The following is a 17,189-nucleotide window of genomic DNA, read 5'->3' on the forward strand; positions in this document are numbered from 1 at the left end:
GCGTAAAGTCTAGTACTTAAGCTAGCCCATGCTAAAATAGCTGAAATTTTTTAAAGTGGAATTATGGCACTTTTGGGGCAGCATTTTTTGCACGACCCGCACTACTTGGAGCAGATCTTGCAATCCATCCCCCATGCCCACTTTGCCGATGCGGTGCAGATGGTGGAAATAGGGGTTGGCTTGGGAGATTTGACAAGCCGACTGCTTAGCAGGCTAGAGCCGCCCAAAAGTTTGTTAGCCTACGAGGTGGATGCCCGTTTAGCCCAGAGGTTAAAGCCGGTTTTGGGGTCTTTATCGGCGCGTTTAGAGCTGGTCGTGGGCGATGTGATGCAACGCAAAGGGGTGCAAGATGGAGAGCCAAAAGAGATACGCGTACAAGCCCCTGCGGGGTTTGTGGGGCTTAGGGTTTGCAAAGACGCTTTTTTACACCCCAGGCCTTATTTTTTGGTTTCTAATTTGCCCTACTACATCGCCACGCCCATTCTCACTAGATGCCTTAGAGATGCCCTTTGTGTGGGGATGGTGGTGATGGTGCAAAAGGAAGTGGCTGTGAAATTTTGCGCCACAGAGCAAGACAGCGATTATGGGGCTTTGAGTGTTTTGTGCGCGGGTGTGTGCCCCGAGCGTACTTTGCTTTTTGAAGTCCCTCCCCAAGCTTTTAACCCTCCCCCAAAGGTGCGATCTGCCGTGATGCGCTTGCTTAAAGCCCCCTTAAGTGATCTAGGCGCAATTTGTAGCCTGCCGCTTGCGTCTTTTGAGAGCGTGCTTAAAGTTTGTTTTCAGGCGAATAGAAAAACCCTATACAACAACCTTAAGAAAACCTACAAGGCAACGCATATCCAAGAGTTTTTTACACAAAACGGGCTAGAGCTTTCTTTAAGGCCCCACCAAGTGGCTTTTACCCACTACGCTAGTTTGGCGCACTTTCTCCACAAAAAACTAAACAGGACAACACATGGACAACAATCCCTTTAAGGACAACCCACAAGACAACAACCAAGAACCGCAAAACCCAGCGGGCGAGAACGCAACCCCCCAGCAGAACAACAAAAAGCCCCATAAAAGCCGCTTCAACAACCGCATTAAGCAAGGGAGGGGGGCGTTTAACAACAATAACCCCCACATGCAAGAGCAAAGCGGGGTGAAAAACATCACAAAGGCCAACGAGCGGGGCAATTTGGGCTTTCACAAAGAATTAAAGCAGGGAGTGGAGGCCAACCATAAAATCCACATCAACCATTTAAACCCCCATTACAAATTAGACCTCAATGTCAAGGCGCGGGTGAAAATCACCCCCCTTGGCGGTTTGGGCGAGATTGGGGGAAATATGATGGTGATTGAAACCTTAAATCAAGCCATCATCATCGATGTTGGGATGAGCTTTCCTAGCGAGGACATGCACGGCGTGGATATTTTGATCCCCGATTTTAGCTACCTACACAGCATTAAGGATAAAATCGTGGGCATTTTAATCACCCACGCCCACGAGGACCACATCGGGGCAGTGCCCTACCTCTTTAAAGAGTTGCAATTCCCCCTTTATGGCACGCCTTTAAGCCTTGGGATGATTGGCAATAAATTTGATGAACACGGCTTAAAAAAGTTTAAGAGCTACTTTAAAATCGTGCAAAAACGCCAACCGATCCAAATTGGGGAGTTTGTCGTGGAGTGGATTCACATCACGCACTCCATCATTGACGCGAGCGCGCTGGCGATCCAAACCAAAGTGGGGACCATCATCCACACGGGAGATTTTAAGATCGATCACACCCCCGTAGATAACATCCCCACAGACCTTTACCGCCTCGCGCACTATGGCGAGCAGGGAGTGATGCTGCTACTTAGCGATAGCACGAACTCTTATAAACCGGGCATTACGCCCAGTGAAAGCAGCGTGGGGCCTGTGTTTGAAAATCTCTTTAAAAACGCCAAGGGGAGGGTGATCATGAGCACCTTCTCTTCAAATATCCACCGCGTGTACCAAGCGATCCAGCACGCTTTAAACCACAACCGCAAAGTCGCTGTGATCGGGCGCTCTATGGAGAAAAACTTAGACATCGCCAGAGAGCTAGGCTACATCCATCTGCCCTCTAAAACTTTCATTGAGGCGCACGAGGTGGAAAAGCACCCCGACCATGAGGTGTTTATTGTGACGACCGGCTCGCAGGGCGAAACCATGAGTGCGCTTTATCGCATGGCCACAGACGAGCACCGCCACATCAGCATTAAGCCTAGCGACCTCATCATCATCTCGGCTAAGGCGATCCCGGGCAATGAAGCGAGCGTGTCGAGCATTTTAAACTTGTTGATGAAAAAAGACGCGCAGGTCGTGCACCACGCCTTTGATGTGCATGTGAGCGGGCACGCCGCCCAAGAGGAACAAAAACTCATGTTGCGCCTCATCAAGCCCAAATTCTTTTTACCCGTGCATGGCGAGTATAACCATGTCGCGCGGCATAAAGAAACCGCCATGTCGTGTGGCATCCCTGAAAAGAACATTTACCTAATGGAGGATGGCGACCAAGTGGAGGTGAATCCAAACTTCATGCGCAAGACCAAGAGCATTAAGAGCGGCAAAAGCTATGTGGATAACACGAACAACACCAGCATTGAGGAAAAAATCGTGCAAGAACGCCAAGAAATCGCCAGTGCAGGGCTTTTAAGCGCGGTGCTCTTTATCTCCAAAGAGGGACAGGATTTAATGCCAAGCTCCAAGCTCACCAGTCTTGGCATTGTGAATATGCAAGAGGAGAGGGCGTTTTTAAGCGAATTGCATGGCTCTTTGAGTCTATACATCAAGGCCTTGCGCCAAGATGTGTTGGGCAACCACAAACACCTAGATGAAAATGTCCGCAACTTCTTAAGGAAAGCTCTATTCAAACACACCAAGAAATACCCGGCGATTGTAAGCCATGTGTTTGTGAGCTGATGAGAGCGTGGGTTTTGGGCTTCATGTTGGCGGGGGTTTTGGGTGCAGCGGAGGTTAAGATGCATACGATTTACTTAGCGGGGGGGTGCTTTTGGGGGTTAGAGGCGTACATGGAGCGTATTTATGGGGTGAAAGACGCAATCGTGGGCTATGCTAATGGCAAGAGCGAGCACACCAACTATCACGAACTGCACAACACCGACCACGCCGAAACAGTGAAGGTGGATTTCGACCCGTCTAAAATCAGCCTAGATAGACTCTTGCTCTACTACTTTAAAGTGGTCGATCCCACGAGTTTAAACCAGCAGGGCAACGACAGGGGGCGGCAATACCGCACGGGCATTTACTACACCGACAAAGCCGATGAACCCATCATCGCCAAAGCCCTAGCGCATTTGCAAAGCCGCTACAAAGAAAAAATCCGCATTGAGCTAGAACCGCTAAAAAATTTTGTCGTGGCGGAGGATTACCACCAAGACTATTTAAAGAAAAACCCCGGGGGTTATTGCCACATTGACTTAAAAAAAGCCGATGAGGCCATCATCGACCCCAACGACTACCACAAACCCAGTCAAGAGGAGTTGAAAAAGAAACTCACTGACCTACAATATAAGGTTACTCAAGAGAGCCACACCGAACGCCCCTTTGACAACGCGTACGATAAATTAGACAAGCCGGGCATTTATGTGGACATCACGACCGGCGAGCCCTTGTTTCTCTCCACCGATAAGTTTGATAGCGGTTGTGGCTGGCCTGCCTTTAGCAAGCCCATTGAAAAAGAAGTTGTGGGCTACGCTAAGGACACAAGCCACAACATGATCCGCACAGAGGTGAAAAGCCGCGTAGGCAAAGCCCACTTAGGGCATGTCTTTGAGGATGGACCGGCCGAGCTGGGGGGACTGCGCTATTGCATCAACAGCGCAGCACTAAAGTTTATCCCCCTAGAGGACATGGAAAAAGAGGGCTATGGCGCGCTCATCCCCATGCTTAAAAAAGCCCTTCTTAAAAAAGAGGTGCATAGGTGATCGATTACACCCGCCTCGCCACGCAGAGCCTAGATTTAGCCATTGAAGCATTGGCACACGCTAAAGAAAATTTAACGCAAGACACCCTAAAACCCATTGTGGAGTTGTTGGGCAACGCCCCCTTAGTCGTGGTGATGGGGGTGGGCAAGAGCGCACACATTGGGCGCAAGATCGCAGCCACACTCACCAGCACGGGCACTAGGGCGGTCTTTTTACACCCCACAGAGGCGATGCATGGGGATATGGGAATTGTAGGTAGCCAAGATGTCATCTTGGCTATCAGTTATGGCGGGGAGAGTGTAGAGCTGTTGGAAGCCCTGCGCTACATTGAGTGCGCCGGGGTGGTGGCGATGAGTAAGCACAAAAACAGCTCTTTAGCTAAGAGCGCAACCCACCATTTAGAATTGAAAATTAGCAAAGAGGCTTGCGGGTTTAATTTAGTCCCCACCACCTCCACTACTCTAAGTTTGGCTTTAGGCGACATTTTGGCGGTGTGCCTCATGGCATACAAGAATTTTAGCAAAGAGGAGTTTGCTAAGAGCCATCCGGGGGGGTTACTTGGTAAAAAAATGCACCTAAGAGTGAAAGACATTTACCGCACTACAAATTTACCCTTAGTGGATGCCAATTGTTGTTTGCACGAAGCGTTGCTAGAGGCGACTGCTAAGGGACTAGGCAATGCGCTTTTGGTGGATAAAAAGGGGCATTTGCTGGGAGTTTTAAGCGATGGGGACATTCGGCGCGCGCTTTTGCAGCCTGAAAACTTTGATTTAAACGCCCCTGCCAAAAATTACGCCACTTTGCAACCCAAAACCACGACAGACTTAGACATGCTCGTGGTGGAGGCGTTAGAACTCATAGAGCAAACCCAAATTTCGCTCTTGGTGGTGTGCGACACCCAAAATAAGGTTTTAGGGGTCTTGCATTTACACACCTTGTTAAGTTTGGGCTTAGGGGGCTAGCATGTTTGAACGCTTAGAACTCATCATTAAGGACATTGAGAACGCCAAAGAGGAAGTGGAATTGTTGTTAAGAATCGCCCACTTGAGCTTGAGCGATTTTATTTTAATGAAGCGGGGGAGTTTAGACATCCCGCCCACTTTGGACATGGCGTTTTACACGCAGATCAGCGAAAGGGTCGAGGAATTAAAAGAGGCCATCAACGCCCTAAACAAATACAAAAGAGAAATGTTAGTTTTTTAAAGGAATTTTATGTGTGGCATTGTGGGCTATTTGGGGCTTGATGAGAAAAAAGAAATTTTAATCCATGGCCTAGAGGAATTGGAATATCGGGGGTATGACAGCGCGGGGCTGGCTGTGCTAAAGACTAACGACTCTCATTTGCACCTTTTTAAGGTGAGCGGCAAGGTGCAGGCCTTGCAAGAAAAGGCGCGCGATTTTGAATCCAGCGGGTTAGGTGTGGGCATCGCGCACACCCGTTGGGCAACGCATGGCAAACCCACAGAGGCTAACGCCCACCCGCATGCTTACCGCTCAAGTGCTGTGGTGCATAATGGCATCATTGAAAACTTCGCCCTTTTAAAAGCCCAGCTACAAAAAAAGGGGCATGTGTTCTCAAGCCAAACAGATAGTGAGGTCATCGCCCATTTGTTTGAGGACGCACTAAGCCAAGAGCCAAGCGTTAGCATCCAAACCGCCTTAAATGCCTTTAAAAGCACCATTGCCAAATTAGAGGGGGCGTATGCGATTTTACTCATTTGCGCTAAATTGCCCACCTGCATTTTTTACGCCAAAGAACGCTCCCCATTGCTCATCGCACAGGGAGAAAGCGGGATTTATTTAGCCAGCGCGCCCAGCGCATTAGTGGGTAAAGCTAGCCACATGGTGCGCCTAGCCGATGGGGCAATTGGCGTGTTAGAGGCTAACAAGCCCTTAAACTTAGAAAAACTAGGCAAATTAGACGAAGTCCCCACCGACAGCCAGCAAGGGGATAAAGAGGGCTTTAAAACCTTCATGGAAAAGGAAATTTACGAGCAGGGCAAGGTTTTAACTTTGTTGGGGCGTTTAAGCCCTAAGGGCGTTGCTTTAGAGTTGCCCGAGGGGTTTTTGGAGGGCGTGGGCTGTCTTAGCATTTGTGCGTGCGGGACGAGTTATCACGCTGGGCTCGTGGGCAAATATTTGATCGAGAGTTTAGCCGGGCTAAAGGTGCAAGTGGAGCTAGCCAGCGAATACCGCTACGCTCACCCAGCCACCCAACAAGGCGAGTTGTTTGTCGCCATCTCGCAAAGCGGCGAGAGTGCGGACACTTTGGAGGCTCTAAAACTTGCCAAAGCTTTAGGTTTAAAGACTTTAGGCATTTGCAACACCCAAAGCTCGAGCATGGGCGCGCTAGTCGATGCCATGCTTTTGACGCATGCGGGGTTAGAGCGCTCAGTCGCCTCCACAAAAGCCTTTGCCAGCCAAGTTTTAGTGCTTTGGCTTTTGGCCTTGCAATTGGCCAGCTTGCGCCACACCTTAAGCAAAGAGGAGCAGGAGGCCCATTTACAGGCCCTAAACTCAAGCCTAGAATCCATGCAAGAGGCCTTAAAAGCACACACACAAATAAAAAATCTGAGCAAAGAAATCACTAAACGGGATTTAAAGGGGTATTTTTTCATGGGGCGGGGAGTGTTTTATCCGCTTGTGCTCGAGGGAGCCTTAAAGCTTAAAGAAATCGCCTATGTGCATGCGCAAGGTTATGCGAGCGCAGAGATGAAGCACGGACCCATCGCTTTGGCAGACAACACCCTTTTAAGCACGACTTTACTCCCAAAGAATTTGCTTTTTGCCAAGAATTTAAGCAATGTAGAAGAGCTGAGTGCTCGAGATTCCTTGATCTTTGCTTTAAGCCCGCTTAAGGTCGCGCCCGCCACTTTTTATTTAAAAACCCCTCCCTACCCGCATTACATGAACGAGTTTTTTTATATGCTCGTGCTGTTGCAACTTTTTGCCCTAGAGATGGCGCAACTAAAGGGACTAGATGTGGATAAACCCCGCAATTTAGCCAAGAGTGTTACGGTTGAGTGAAACAATTCCCATTTACATCATCCACCTAGAAAATTGTGCTAGGGACATTGCCCCTTTGCTGTGGCATTTAAATTATCTTTTAGAAAAAACCCCACATAAAAACTTTAGTGTGGAGGTCTTTAGGGCGGTGCATGGGCATAAGGATTTTTTAGCTAAGGGCATCACCTACACCCACACCCACCCCGTATTCAACGACTTTAGCCCCCACTTGCCCGATGTTAAAGAAACCCTAGATTTGATGCGCCTTGCCCTAAAAATTCGGGTGAATTTCCAAAGTTTCGGGCAACTCGGGTGTTTTGCCAGCCACTATTTGCTGTGGCAAGAGTGTATGAAATTGCAAAAGCCCATCATTGTGCTAGAAGACGATGTCCTCCCCACTTTTGATTTCTTTGAAAAATGTGCTTTGGGGTTAGAGAGCTTGTATGGCAACAAAACCCAAATGGTGCGCCTCTTTGCCCTTTACTTCAAACGCCACCGCCTTAAAAAGTCCATGGGGCACCACTTCGATCGCCTCTTTAGTCCCATAGGGGGTATGGGGACACAGGGCTATATCTTAAGCCCGCTTGGGGCGCAAAAACTCTTAGAAAATTGCCCGGCGCAATGGGTGCTGCCCGTAGATGTCTATATAGACGCTTATTACACCCATAAAGCTTCTTGCTTAACTTTAAAAACCCCTGCGCTCTTTGTCGATGAGCTCGCCTCGCAAGTGCCGCACGCCAGCGCGGATTATTTTAAGGGCAAACTCAAAGCCCTATCCTACCTCTTACGCGCCTGCAATTACACGCTTAAATGCAAGCTTTTTATACAACACCTGCTCTTGTCGTTTTTAGATCGCAAGGCCTAACAACCAATCTTTAAACGGGCAATGAGGACAAAATCTTGGCTGGCGGGTGCCTGTTGTGCTTTAAGGCGCGTGGGCGTAGAGCCCGGGTAAAAATCTAGGTGTTGGATGTAGCATTGTTTCTTTAGTTGCTTGCCCATCCAATTCGTTTGTTCTTGGGCTTTTTTAATCAGGTCTTGGCGCAAAGTGCTCCAATCGATCTCTTTAATTTGGGGATAAAGGGCGGGAGTACTTGGCAGAATCAGCCCGCTTTTTAGCGCAATCTGAGAGATCTTATCTTTGAGGGTGTTGTAAGCCTTAAGTTTGTCTGCGGGGATTTTGCAATCCATCGCGCCCTGAAGGCTGTACCCACTAAGCTCTTGTTTAGGCCCAAAGGTGTAACGGGGGCGCAAGTTGTAAATGGCTTGTTGGCATAAATGATCCTCTTGAGCTAGGTCGTTGATCTCTTTAAAACTCTCTTTAATGGTCTTTTCCTGCTCGGGGCTTAAAGATGGGCTCTTTAAAAGCCCTTGGCTGCCCTCAAAGATAAAATGCGCACCATAGGCTTTGGGGGCTAAAGATTGTGTACTTTTGATTTGCAAAGCAACGCTCGTCTCTTGCGCTTGTGTGTGTTTGCCTAAAACAAAACGCTCAAAGCTCAAGCCTCCTATAAAAACCCCTAAAAACACCACCGCCACACATGCACTTTTGATATATTTCATGTCTTTCCTTTACTCTTGGGAGATTTGGATTTCATCTAAATTTTTAAGCCGTCCGGTCATCTGCTCCACTTCGTTTGGACTATAATGGTCTTTGACATGCTCGATGATGTCTTGTACAAGGGCCAAATTTTGGTTAGGGACTTTGTCTAGGGGAATCTTGTCTGTCTTGTTCGTCAAAACGCTGCGATACACGTGCATTTTTAGCACAATCCACTCGATGTGGCGCATGACATGGATTAGGCTTGTTTCAAGTCCTTGGTTATTATCCGCGCTTTTATGACTATCGGCTACGAATGTCTCTAGCGCCTTAAAAAACTGCTCAAAATGCGCGCTGATGTCTGTGCTTAAACGGGTAACTTCCAAAAAGGAGGTGGCCAATTTATTGATCTCTTGTTCAAACCCACCAAGACTGCTCTTAATGTTGCTCACCTCCTTAGCCACCCTTTCGGCTAATTTGCGGATTTCATCAGCGACCACGGCAAAGCCCCGCCCGTGCTCTCCACTTCTAGCCGCCTCGATGGCCGCATTGAGCGAGAGCATGTTCGTCTGCTCGGCGATGTCGCTAATGACATCTGTCACCTGCATAACAAAATCCATATTGTTTTTAAGCCCCTCCATCACAGCGTTGGTGTCTGTGCAACTGACATTAAAATTGTCTAAATCAGTGCGGATTTCACGCATTTTGTCTTGGCTTTTTAAAGAGTTTCCCTCAATGTTTTGGGCCAATTCTTTATTTTCCACACATTGTTTAACCCGATTAGACAATTCTTGAAGCACTTCCAAAATGCCCTTAGCCCCCCCGCCCATCTCGGCCAAGCGGAACACAATTTCGCTGTTATGTGCCTTTAAAATCCCATCGACATGGGACTTGGCGTGCGCGGCGTATTGTTTAAAAACCCCTCGATAACCCTCTTCAAAGACATTTCGATAATCCTTGCCCTCCTTAGCCGCCTGCACACATGCGTCCATCTCCCTAAACACCGATTCGACTTGATCCAAGAAGTCGTTTAAATCGTGCATGATAGAGCTATAAGGGCTTTGCTCGTCAATTTCTGTGATGCGGCATTCTAAACAGCCGCTTCTAACTTGGGTGGCAAATTCCTTAATCTTGGCTAGGGAAGTGTCGGGGCTCGTGCTAAACCATTTAAGCATGTGCATCCTTATAGGCGTTGGAGTTGATTGACCCACCGGTCGTAACTGCAATTTTGTTCTGCCAACATTTCCTCTAATAGCCGTCTGCTCGCATCCATCCCCCCTCCTTTCTCAGCTTCAAGCAAGCGGGCATAAAGGGGGATGATGATTTTTAAGGCTTTTTTATTAGGAGCGCGCCGCACAGAATAATAGCCGATGGTGTTGTGTTGTTCATCAATGGAGGCCGTAGCGGTGGCAAAAACCCAATAAAAATGCCCATCAAAAGTTTTGTTTTTGACATAAGCGAGTATTTCTTGCTGTTTGGGGATAGTGTCCCACAAGAGTTTGAATATAATGCGGGGCATGTCAGGGTGGCGGATAATGTTGTGCGGCTTATGTAGGACATCTTTTTCAGAGCAGGCGACAATGTCGCAAAAGGGTTTATTCACATAGGTGATCACCCCCTTGGTGTTTGTTTTGGAAACCAAAAAGTAATCCGGATCTACAAACTTTTCCATGCAACTCTCCAGAAACGAAATTACGACCCCACATTGTAGCAAAATTAATGATCTTTAAACAAGAAACCCATCCGTCTTTAGCGGGTGGGCGATTCGCAGTTTAACAGCCCCCCCTCCATTAAAAACCGCGAAGGTTTATAGGTGGCTTTTTTCATTTTATCCTCTTTGGCGTAGGACAAATACAAGTGATCCTTAGCCCTAGTTACGGCGACATAAAATAAACGCCGCTCTTCCTCTAAGCTCCCGCTTTGTTTGGCTAGCTTGGTGTTAGGAAAGCGCCCCTCCATAAGATCGATCGCATACACCGTGCCAAACTCTAGCCCCTTGCTGGCATGCACACTTAAAAGATTAACCCCGCTTCCGCTCGCCATTTCTTTAGAGCCGAGCACGACCGCGTGCAAAAAATCGCGCAAATTTTTATAATTCAGCGCTAGGCGGATCAATAGATCCACTCTTTGCTTGATTTTCTCCAAAGCTTGGGTGTAATGCTCTTGATCTAGCCCTCCATCTTTGTTCTTCGCCCGCTCTTTGGCTAGGCCTTGGCTGATTTGCTGAAACCAAGTGGATTTGGCAATGTGAGCTAGGCTTTGGGCGGGCAGTCTTGGGGTTTGCGTTTTACATAGGGCGTAAAGCTGGTCTAAAAAGGCGGCGCTGGCTTGGGTGAGCTTGGGGTGGGTTAAAAGGGGGTGGGCTTTAAAATCATCGCTCACGCTGTAAGTCGGGGTTTGCACGGGGATTAGGGTTTCAAACAAGCCCATTTGGGGGCGTTTAACTTGGGGGTAGGGGTTTTTGTTATTGGGCTTTAACAAGCCTTGCAAGCTGTGCCCATCGCCTAGAATTTGCAAGGCCAAATAAAGGTCTTTGGCTAAAGCGTTGCCAATGCCGCTGCCGTAGCTTAAAACCTGCATGGCCGCCATCATGTCCTTAGAGTAGCTCAAAAAGGCGCACACATCTAAGAGAAGTTTGATTTCTTTGGTGTCAAAAAACCCCACGCCTCCCCTGCGCCTTGAGGGCACGCCAAGCGCGCGCAAGGCCGCCTCACACCCTTCAGCGCTGGAGTTGTTTCGAAAAAGAATCGCCACATCCTCAAACCCCCCCCGCTTGGCAATGTTTTGGGCAATGCCCTTATACTGCTCAAAAAGCTCGTTGTATTGCAATAAGGTCGGGGTGGAGGGGTTGCTTGTTTTCACCACCTCTAATTGTTTGGGGTAAATGCGGGGGTTGTGCGCGATGACTTTATTTGCCAGCTCTAAAATCGCCCGACTGGAGCGGTAGTTTTTTTGCAAGGTGAAGACCTGCGCTTGTTTGTACTTGAGGGCAAAGTTACTGATGATGGAGATGTCTGCCCCATTGAAGGCGTAAATGCTTTGGTCGTAATCGCCCACACAAAATAGACTTTGGGGGCGCAGTGCGTCTAGCACGGCATCTTGCAGGGGGTTTGTGTCTTGGTATTCATCGCACAGCACCTCAATGAAGGCAGGCGGATTGCTTGCCATTGTGTCCTTGTAGCGCAACAATAAGTCGTTGTAATCTAGGTAATTTTGCTCTCTTTTAAGCTGGCTAAAGAGCTCTAAGGCGCATTCGTAACGCTCAATGTGATCGATTTGCTTGGCGTTGCGCTCTAAAAGCCAATCCGCAAAACTCTCTTTGCTCTGGGCGTTGATGTAGTAAGAGTGCAGGTCGTATAAATGACTCGCCCCATAAAAGCTGTCTTCTTTCATGCGGTGATCTTGCTCTAAAATGCTTTTTAACAAAGTTTGCATTTCTTTAGGTTGCTTCAAGCACAAGGTGGGATCGAGGGTTTTTAAATGGCGGTAGGCGATGGCGTGGAAAGTGCCGGCCTCAATATAAACCGCCTCTTTGGTGTGTTGGGCCAAGCGGGCTTTCATCTCTTGGCTGGCTTTGTTGGTGAAAGTGAGCAATAAAATTTTTCTAGGATCAACGCCCGTTTTAAGCAAGTGTAAAATCCGTCCCACGATCGTAGAGGTCTTGCCCGTGCCCGCCGAGGCGATGACGAGATTTGCCCCTAGGGGGGCTTGGCTGGCTTGCAGTTGCTCGGGGTTTAAGCCCACTTAGGCCAACTCTTTGATTTTGTCTAAGATCATCGCCGCACGCAGTTCTAAGAAATCTTGGTAGTTTTCTAACACTTGGGGGCTCTTTATGTCGATCAGATGCCCTTGTAAAGTTTTTTCTAAGTTAGGGTTTTTGGCTTGAAATTTGGGGACATACAAGGCGGGGGATTTGTCCTTAATTTCTTGATTGAGCCTTGCGCTTAAAAAGGTGATGTTGGCGATCGCATCGGGATTGAGCGCGGGGGCGGTGTGCTTCAGGTGGTTTTTGGGGAAAAAATGGTGCAAATTGCGCTTGTGCGCGTTTTGTAAAAAGAGATTGTCTAAAACCACTCTGCCATTGTTGTCAAAATCGCAGGGCCCAAGGCTTGCCAAAACGCATAAAATCCCCCGATGCAACCCGCTTTTAATGTTGATCTTCTCTTCGGTTAAAAACTCTTTGGTGATGCTATAAAAAGGGAGTTCCTTTTTAAAGTCAATGGGTTTTTCTGTATAAATGCACTCAACCAAAGCCAGTTGCTTTAATAAAGTGTCGCCCCCTATATTGTTGGCAAAAAACGCCCCCCTAAAAAAGAGTCGTCTAAGATCAGCAATTTGGCGGGCATTCGGGCTTTTATGCCCACTTAGGGCGTAAAAATACGCCATCAGCATGAACGAACCCACAGAGGGCAAAAAGTCAAAAGAGGGGATTTTTAAATCGTGTTTGAGAAGGTGGGCAGCGTGGGTAAAGCAAGGGGCGATGAAGTCCCATTGTTCTTGCACCTTTTCGGGTTCCAGCTTTAAAATTGTGGGGATTGAAATCCTTGCTTTTAAATTGGGTGCATCTTTGTGTAATAAATGCGAAATGAGTTGCAACACAACCATGGGCTGGTTAAAGGCGTAATCTAAGCGCCCCAGCTCGTCTGTGAGATTTTCAAAGCGCTCTTGCAAATCAAATCTCGGTTTTAAAATAACGCTTTGGCTAGAGTCGGTTTTAGCGGGGCTGTAAAACTTGGCGCACATGACCTCAAAGGGGGTTAGCTTTGTCCCGCCCGTGTTGATTCGCGCAAAGATCTCTACAATCTTTTCAAGCGGGGCGTTGTCAATAGACACAATGGGGAAGCGGTAATTCTCAATCCTCTTTTTAAACTCGTCAAAGCGTTTTGCCTCTTTAAGACTTAAATTGTATTTTTCTTGCACCTCTAAAATGCTCTGGGTGATGAGGTCATACACGCTCACCGCCAATGCGCCCGTTTCGGCCTTAAGATCACGCACAAAGCAAAAATCTTTGTCCTCATCGGCTTCTAGCCTTAGCATGATGTCTTGGTAATTGTCTATTTTTTGGAGCTTGTCTTGCAAGCCGTCCTTTTTGGTGTTCTTCTCTTGGTAATGGTCTTTTTTGCGTTTCCTCTCGATTTGCAAGCCCTGATACACCACAAAAAGAGCGGTCATGCGCTGTTGCCCATCCAGCACATAGTGGATGCATTCGTCTGTTTTGGGCTCTCTTATATACACCTTGCCTATGCGGCGGTTAGTTTGTAGCCGTTCTTTGGTCCGCCACACCACAAAACTGCCCGTAGGAAAACCCCTCACAAGGCTGTCTATAAACTTGGCGACCTGATCCTTGCTCCACACAAAATCGCGCTGGAAGCGCGGGATTTGGTACTCCCCCTGCTGTAAAAACTGCACCAGTTGCAAAAACCCTTTTTCATCGTAATTGCAAAACGACATGCCCTACTTCTTGAGATTGATCGCTTCTTTCACCAAATCATCGCCCGTAGTGAAGGCTTTAGCGTTCATAGAGTAGCCCCGCTGCATTAAAATTAAATTCGTCAAGGAGCGCCCCGCATTGACATTGCTCGTTTCTAAATATTTGTGCATGAGCTTGCCAAATTTTAATTTGCCATCATCGCGATCCCAGCCCAAAATGGGATTACCGCTTAAAGGGGCGGTGCGCCCATCCCTGGTAGCGTTGCTGATGTCAAAAAGATTGCTCCCCACTTTGCGTAGGCCCTGATCGTTGGTGAAAGCGGCGATCCCCACCCGCCCCATCGTTTCAATCGCTCCATTGCTAAAGGCCAAGCGAATCACCCCGTCATCGTCTATGCGCATGTTTTGCAACAGCCCCTTGGGCTTGCCATCTTGCGAGATTTGATAAATCTTAGAGTCTTCATAAGGCACATCGCTGGATTGGTAGTCCTCGCTCTTGGCAAGGTTGTAAGTCAAGGGGTTGCCCTTAAAGTTTAAAGTAACGGGCTTGGCCTGCATTTTGCCGTCTTTATCAAAAGTGATCGTTTGGCGCACGCTCTGCGGGGTGATGGGTAATTTAGAGCGCATTTCCAAAATGGAGCTCTCCACATCCCATTTTTCTGTCGTGGGCGGATTTGCCATTGGGTCTTTGGAGTTTGTCATAAAAAAATCGCTCTTAAGCAGGTATTTATCCCCGCCCTTGTCGTAAATCTCGGCGGTGGTGCTATAAAAGGGGATTCTGATCCCCACAGAATCGCGCGTTTCACCTTTTTTAAGGATCATCCCGCTGGCCGTCCAACCCAATTTGTCCGCCATAGGCCCGCCAATAAAGAGTGTGGCTTCGGGGTCCGTGGGGTTTTTAATCTGTAAGAGTAAAGGAGATTTGACTTGGTCGGGTTTGCTCTTAGCGATGGTTAAATCCAAGTTGGCTTTCGTTTTTAAGAGATTTTTTAAATCGCCCAAAGTGTGGAACTCGTTTTTCTCAGGCCCGCCCGTGCCGTATTTAAAGGTGATGTCTTGCGCGATGTTGCCCTTGACCATCATGATCTCTAGATTGCGGTGCATAGCCAAATCCAAAGCCTCGTTGTCGTCATTGGCTAAAGCGTTTGCGTCTTGGTTTAAAAACCGATCGTTGATGATCTCGCCATCTTTGTCTAAAAAATATTCTTCAGCGGGGCGCACATGGTTTTTGGCATTGAGGTTGATGCTCATATCCACTTTAGTGGTGAGTACGGGCTGGTATTGCACATCCCGGGGCAAGTATAAAGTACTCAGCTTGCCGCTCTTTAGCATCTTGGCTTCTTCATCGGGGTTGCCTGCCACCAAAACCCCGTTTTTGATTTTATGCAAATCCACCCCATAAAGATAGTAGCCATGCGTATTGACAATGTAGCCATCCGCATCCCTTAAAAAATTGCCATCCCTCGTGAAAAAGTTCTCTTGTGCCTGCTTGTAGCCGTCTTTATTGATCTCCATGCTCCCGTTTTTGTTCGGGCCGACAATAAACCACCCGCTCCCCTGATAGGCCATGTTAAACTCGCTGTCGCTAGGCATATATTCGCCATCTTTGTCGGAAATGGAGTTGCTCCCCTTGGTAACGCCAAAATTGCGATCGTCTGCCGTAACATTGGTTGCCCCCAAAGTGTCTAAATGCGCGGAGAAAAGGGATTTAAATTCGGGGATGTTCTCTCGATAGCCCACGGTGTTGATGTTGGCGATGTTGTTTGAGAGGCTGTCTATGCCAAATTGGTGGGTCTTGATGCCTGAGTAGGCGTTGAGTAAGGTGTCGTTCATGCAAAACTCTTAGAAGTGGGGTTAGCGTGCATACTCGCCCGCTCTAGGGGATTTGGGCGGTGCGTTTGCGCTGTGCTTGGGCTATGTGGGTGCGTGGGGTTGGGCTCTGCACGCTTGGGCGTGTTTAAAGCCGTGTTGTGCGCTTGGGCGCTTGTGTGGCTAGACGCATTGAGTCCATTTGTGTGGTGAGGGTTTGGGAACACAGCGTGTTGCGCTGTGCTTGGGGCGTGCTGTGCTGGGTTTTGGACGTGCTGTGTTGCGCTTGGGGCTGTTTGGCTTGGGTGCGGGGCAGGGGCACTTTGGGGGCGTTTTAATGCATCTATGGGCTTAGGCATTTGCGCTTGGGCTGTGCTTGGGGCGTGGGGCGTGGGGCTATGTGGGTGCGCTTGGGCGGCGAGGTTAGCCCGACCTTGGCCTTTGGCTAAATCTGGCACGCTGGCTAGACTTGCGGGTTTGGTCTTGGTCGCCTGTGTGGGGGCTTGGGGTTTGGGGGGATTTTGGGGGACAAAGTGCGCAGCGTTTTCTCTTTGCTCTTTCTCTTGGCGGGTGGTGTTTTTGTCGTAAAACTCGAGCGCGCTATCCATCGGCAAGACCATTTCGCCCATGCGCAACATCGGTTTGCCCTTGTCAAACAGCACGCTTTGCACCTCGCCACGTCCAATGCGGGTGTGTAGGTATTTATTGCTCTTGGGGTCTAAATTGTACTCGGCAAAGACCTCGTAAGTGCCCGGAGCCACGGGCTTGCCCTGATCGTTTAATCCATCCCACTCAAAAGACACATATCCCCCCTGCCCCTCTTTGCCCTTAAGCGAAAGGGTGCGGACCAATTGCTTATCCTTGTTAAAAATCTGCACCCCCGTGTTGCCCTCGCTGTTTCTAATGGGCTCATCAAAGTAAAGCGAAAACTCCACCTTGCCCTTGGTAACATTAATGCCCTTGACATCGGTTTCAGCGATCTTGCCAATCATCGAAACGCTGTTTAGACCGCTCGCTTGCGTCATCGCTAAATTGCTCTTTAGGGTGTTATCCACGCCTTGATCCAAATGGTCTAAAGTTTCTTTGAGCTTGCCCTGAAAGTCTTTTAAGGATTTATTGGTGTCGCGTGTGGATTGCATCGCATCGGCGACCTCCTTCATCGCCTTTTTGTTCTCCTCTTGCATTTCTACTTGCGAGAGCTGGGCGGTTTGGCTGATGATCTTATCCGTTTCCATCGGGGCGGTGGGGTCTTGGTTTTTGAGCTGCTCTAAAAAGAGTTTCATAAACGCGTCTTTGTCTAAGCCATTGGCAATTTTAGGCTCATGCTTTTTTTTCTCCATCGCGGCTTTTTGCCCCGTAACTTCGGCTAAATCAATGGGCATACCATCCTCCCAAGCTTTAAGGATTTTATCCCCCATTATACACTAGAAACCCTAAAGCTTGGGGAATA

General features: G+C 48.4%; 14 protein-coding genes. 7 read left to right on the top strand and 7 right to left on the bottom strand.

Features of this window, described 5'->3' with window-relative positions; all coding sequences use genetic code 11:
* Nucleotides 1-63 precede the first annotated feature (63 nt).
* From rsmA to HAL07_RS02010, 7 genes are read left to right on the top strand one after another with little or no spacing between them, the layout of a single operon-like run.
* Nucleotides 64-975 carry a 16S rRNA (adenine(1518)-N(6)/adenine(1519)-N(6))-dimethyltransferase RsmA gene (gene rsmA, locus HAL07_RS01980; protein WP_053941636.1) on the top strand — a complete coding sequence of 304 codons (912 nt, stop codon included), beginning with the start codon at nucleotides 64-66 and terminating at the stop codon, nucleotides 973-975.
* A complete protein-coding gene (locus HAL07_RS01985) occupies nucleotides 956-2,929 on the top strand; it encodes a ribonuclease J (RefSeq protein WP_053941635.1) in 1,974 nt (657 codons plus the stop codon). Before rsmA ends, HAL07_RS01985 begins: the two co-directional genes overlap by 20 nt.
* A complete protein-coding gene (gene msrB / locus HAL07_RS01990; RefSeq protein ID WP_156295915.1) occupies nucleotides 2,929-3,954 on the top strand; it encodes a peptide-methionine (R)-S-oxide reductase MsrB in 1,026 nt (341 codons plus the stop codon). The genes HAL07_RS01985 and msrB overlap by 1 nt, the downstream gene beginning before the upstream one ends.
* A complete protein-coding gene (locus HAL07_RS01995; protein ID WP_053944899.1) occupies nucleotides 3,951-4,916 on the top strand; it encodes a KpsF/GutQ family sugar-phosphate isomerase in 966 nt (321 codons plus the stop codon). The genes msrB and HAL07_RS01995 overlap by 4 nt, the downstream gene beginning before the upstream one ends.
* Nucleotide 4,917: 1 nt before the next feature.
* Entirely contained in the window at nucleotides 4,918-5,157 is a 240-nt protein-coding gene (locus HAL07_RS02000; RefSeq protein ID WP_053941632.1) for a DUF2443 family protein, read from the top strand.
* A gap of 9 nt (nucleotides 5,158-5,166) precedes the next feature.
* Entirely contained in the window at nucleotides 5,167-6,981 is a 1,815-nt protein-coding gene (gene glmS, locus HAL07_RS02005) for a glutamine--fructose-6-phosphate transaminase (isomerizing) (RefSeq protein ID WP_053944900.1), read from the top strand.
* A complete protein-coding gene (locus HAL07_RS02010) occupies nucleotides 6,965-7,825 on the top strand; it encodes a glycosyltransferase family 25 protein (protein ID WP_053944901.1) in 861 nt (286 codons plus the stop codon). The genes glmS and HAL07_RS02010 overlap by 17 nt, the downstream gene beginning before the upstream one ends.
* On the opposite strand, the gene HAL07_RS02015 is transcribed toward HAL07_RS02010, so the two are convergent.
* The 7 genes from HAL07_RS02015 to flgD form a co-directional block, all read right to left on the bottom strand.
* Complete coding sequence (locus HAL07_RS02015) at nucleotides 7,822-8,523, bottom strand: hypothetical protein (protein WP_053944902.1); 702 nt, start codon at nucleotides 8,521-8,523, stop codon at nucleotides 7,822-7,824. The genes HAL07_RS02010 and HAL07_RS02015 overlap by 4 nt on opposite strands.
* A gap of 9 nt (nucleotides 8,524-8,532) precedes the next feature.
* On the bottom strand, nucleotides 8,533-9,675 hold the full coding sequence (locus HAL07_RS02020; RefSeq protein WP_053944903.1) for a methyl-accepting chemotaxis protein: 1,143 nt from the start codon (nucleotides 9,673-9,675) through the stop codon (nucleotides 8,533-8,535).
* A gap of 8 nt (nucleotides 9,676-9,683) precedes the next feature.
* Complete coding sequence (locus HAL07_RS02025; protein ID WP_053944904.1) at nucleotides 9,684-10,172, bottom strand: PAS domain-containing protein; 489 nt, start codon at nucleotides 10,170-10,172, stop codon at nucleotides 9,684-9,686.
* Nucleotides 10,173-10,249: 77 nt separating this feature from the next.
* A complete protein-coding gene (locus HAL07_RS02030; protein WP_053944905.1) occupies nucleotides 10,250-12,244 on the bottom strand; it encodes an ATP-dependent helicase in 1,995 nt (664 codons plus the stop codon).
* Nucleotides 12,245-13,951 (bottom strand): GmrSD restriction endonuclease domain-containing protein, encoded by a 1,707-nt coding sequence (locus HAL07_RS02035; protein ID WP_053944906.1) that lies wholly within the window; start codon nucleotides 13,949-13,951, stop codon nucleotides 12,245-12,247.
* Between the two features lie 3 nt (nucleotides 13,952-13,954).
* On the bottom strand, nucleotides 13,955-15,763 hold the full coding sequence (locus tag HAL07_RS02040) for a flagellar hook-basal body complex protein (RefSeq protein ID WP_053941363.1): 1,809 nt from the start codon (nucleotides 15,761-15,763) through the stop codon (nucleotides 13,955-13,957).
* Complete coding sequence (gene flgD, locus HAL07_RS08320) at nucleotides 15,760-17,121, bottom strand: flagellar hook assembly protein FlgD (RefSeq protein ID WP_156295916.1); 1,362 nt, start codon at nucleotides 17,119-17,121, stop codon at nucleotides 15,760-15,762. The genes HAL07_RS02040 and flgD overlap by 4 nt, the downstream gene beginning before the upstream one ends.
* Nucleotides 17,122-17,189: the final 68 nt, after the last annotated feature.

Source organism: Helicobacter ailurogastricus (assembly GCF_001282945.1).
In the GTDB taxonomy this organism is placed as follows: domain Bacteria; phylum Campylobacterota; class Campylobacteria; order Campylobacterales; family Helicobacteraceae; genus Helicobacter; species Helicobacter ailurogastricus.

Coding starts and splice junctions, on each gene's coding strand:
- rsmA (WP_053941636.1), top strand. CDS start 64: ATGGCACTTTTGGGGCAGCATTTTTTGCACGACCCGCACTACTTGGAG.
- HAL07_RS01985 (WP_053941635.1), top strand. CDS start 956: ATGGACAACAATCCCTTTAAGGACAACCCACAAGACAACAACCAAGAA.
- msrB (WP_156295915.1), top strand. CDS start 2,929: ATGAGAGCGTGGGTTTTGGGCTTCATGTTGGCGGGGGTTTTGGGTGCA.
- HAL07_RS02000 (WP_053941632.1), top strand. CDS start 4,918: ATGTTTGAACGCTTAGAACTCATCATTAAGGACATTGAGAACGCCAAA.
- glmS (WP_053944900.1), top strand. CDS start 5,167: ATGTGTGGCATTGTGGGCTATTTGGGGCTTGATGAGAAAAAAGAAATT.
- HAL07_RS02015 (WP_053944902.1), bottom strand. CDS start 8,523: ATGAAATATATCAAAAGTGCATGTGTGGCGGTGGTGTTTTTAGGGGTT.
- HAL07_RS02020 (WP_053944903.1), bottom strand. CDS start 9,675: ATGCTTAAATGGTTTAGCACGAGCCCCGACACTTCCCTAGCCAAGATT.
- HAL07_RS02025 (WP_053944904.1), bottom strand. CDS start 10,172: ATGGAAAAGTTTGTAGATCCGGATTACTTTTTGGTTTCCAAAACAAAC.
- HAL07_RS02035 (WP_053944906.1), bottom strand. CDS start 13,951: ATGTCGTTTTGCAATTACGATGAAAAAGGGTTTTTGCAACTGGTGCAG.
- HAL07_RS02040 (WP_053941363.1), bottom strand. CDS start 15,763: ATGAACGACACCTTACTCAACGCCTACTCAGGCATCAAGACCCACCAA.
- flgD (WP_156295916.1), bottom strand. CDS start 17,121: ATGCCCATTGATTTAGCCGAAGTTACGGGGCAAAAAGCCGCGATGGAG.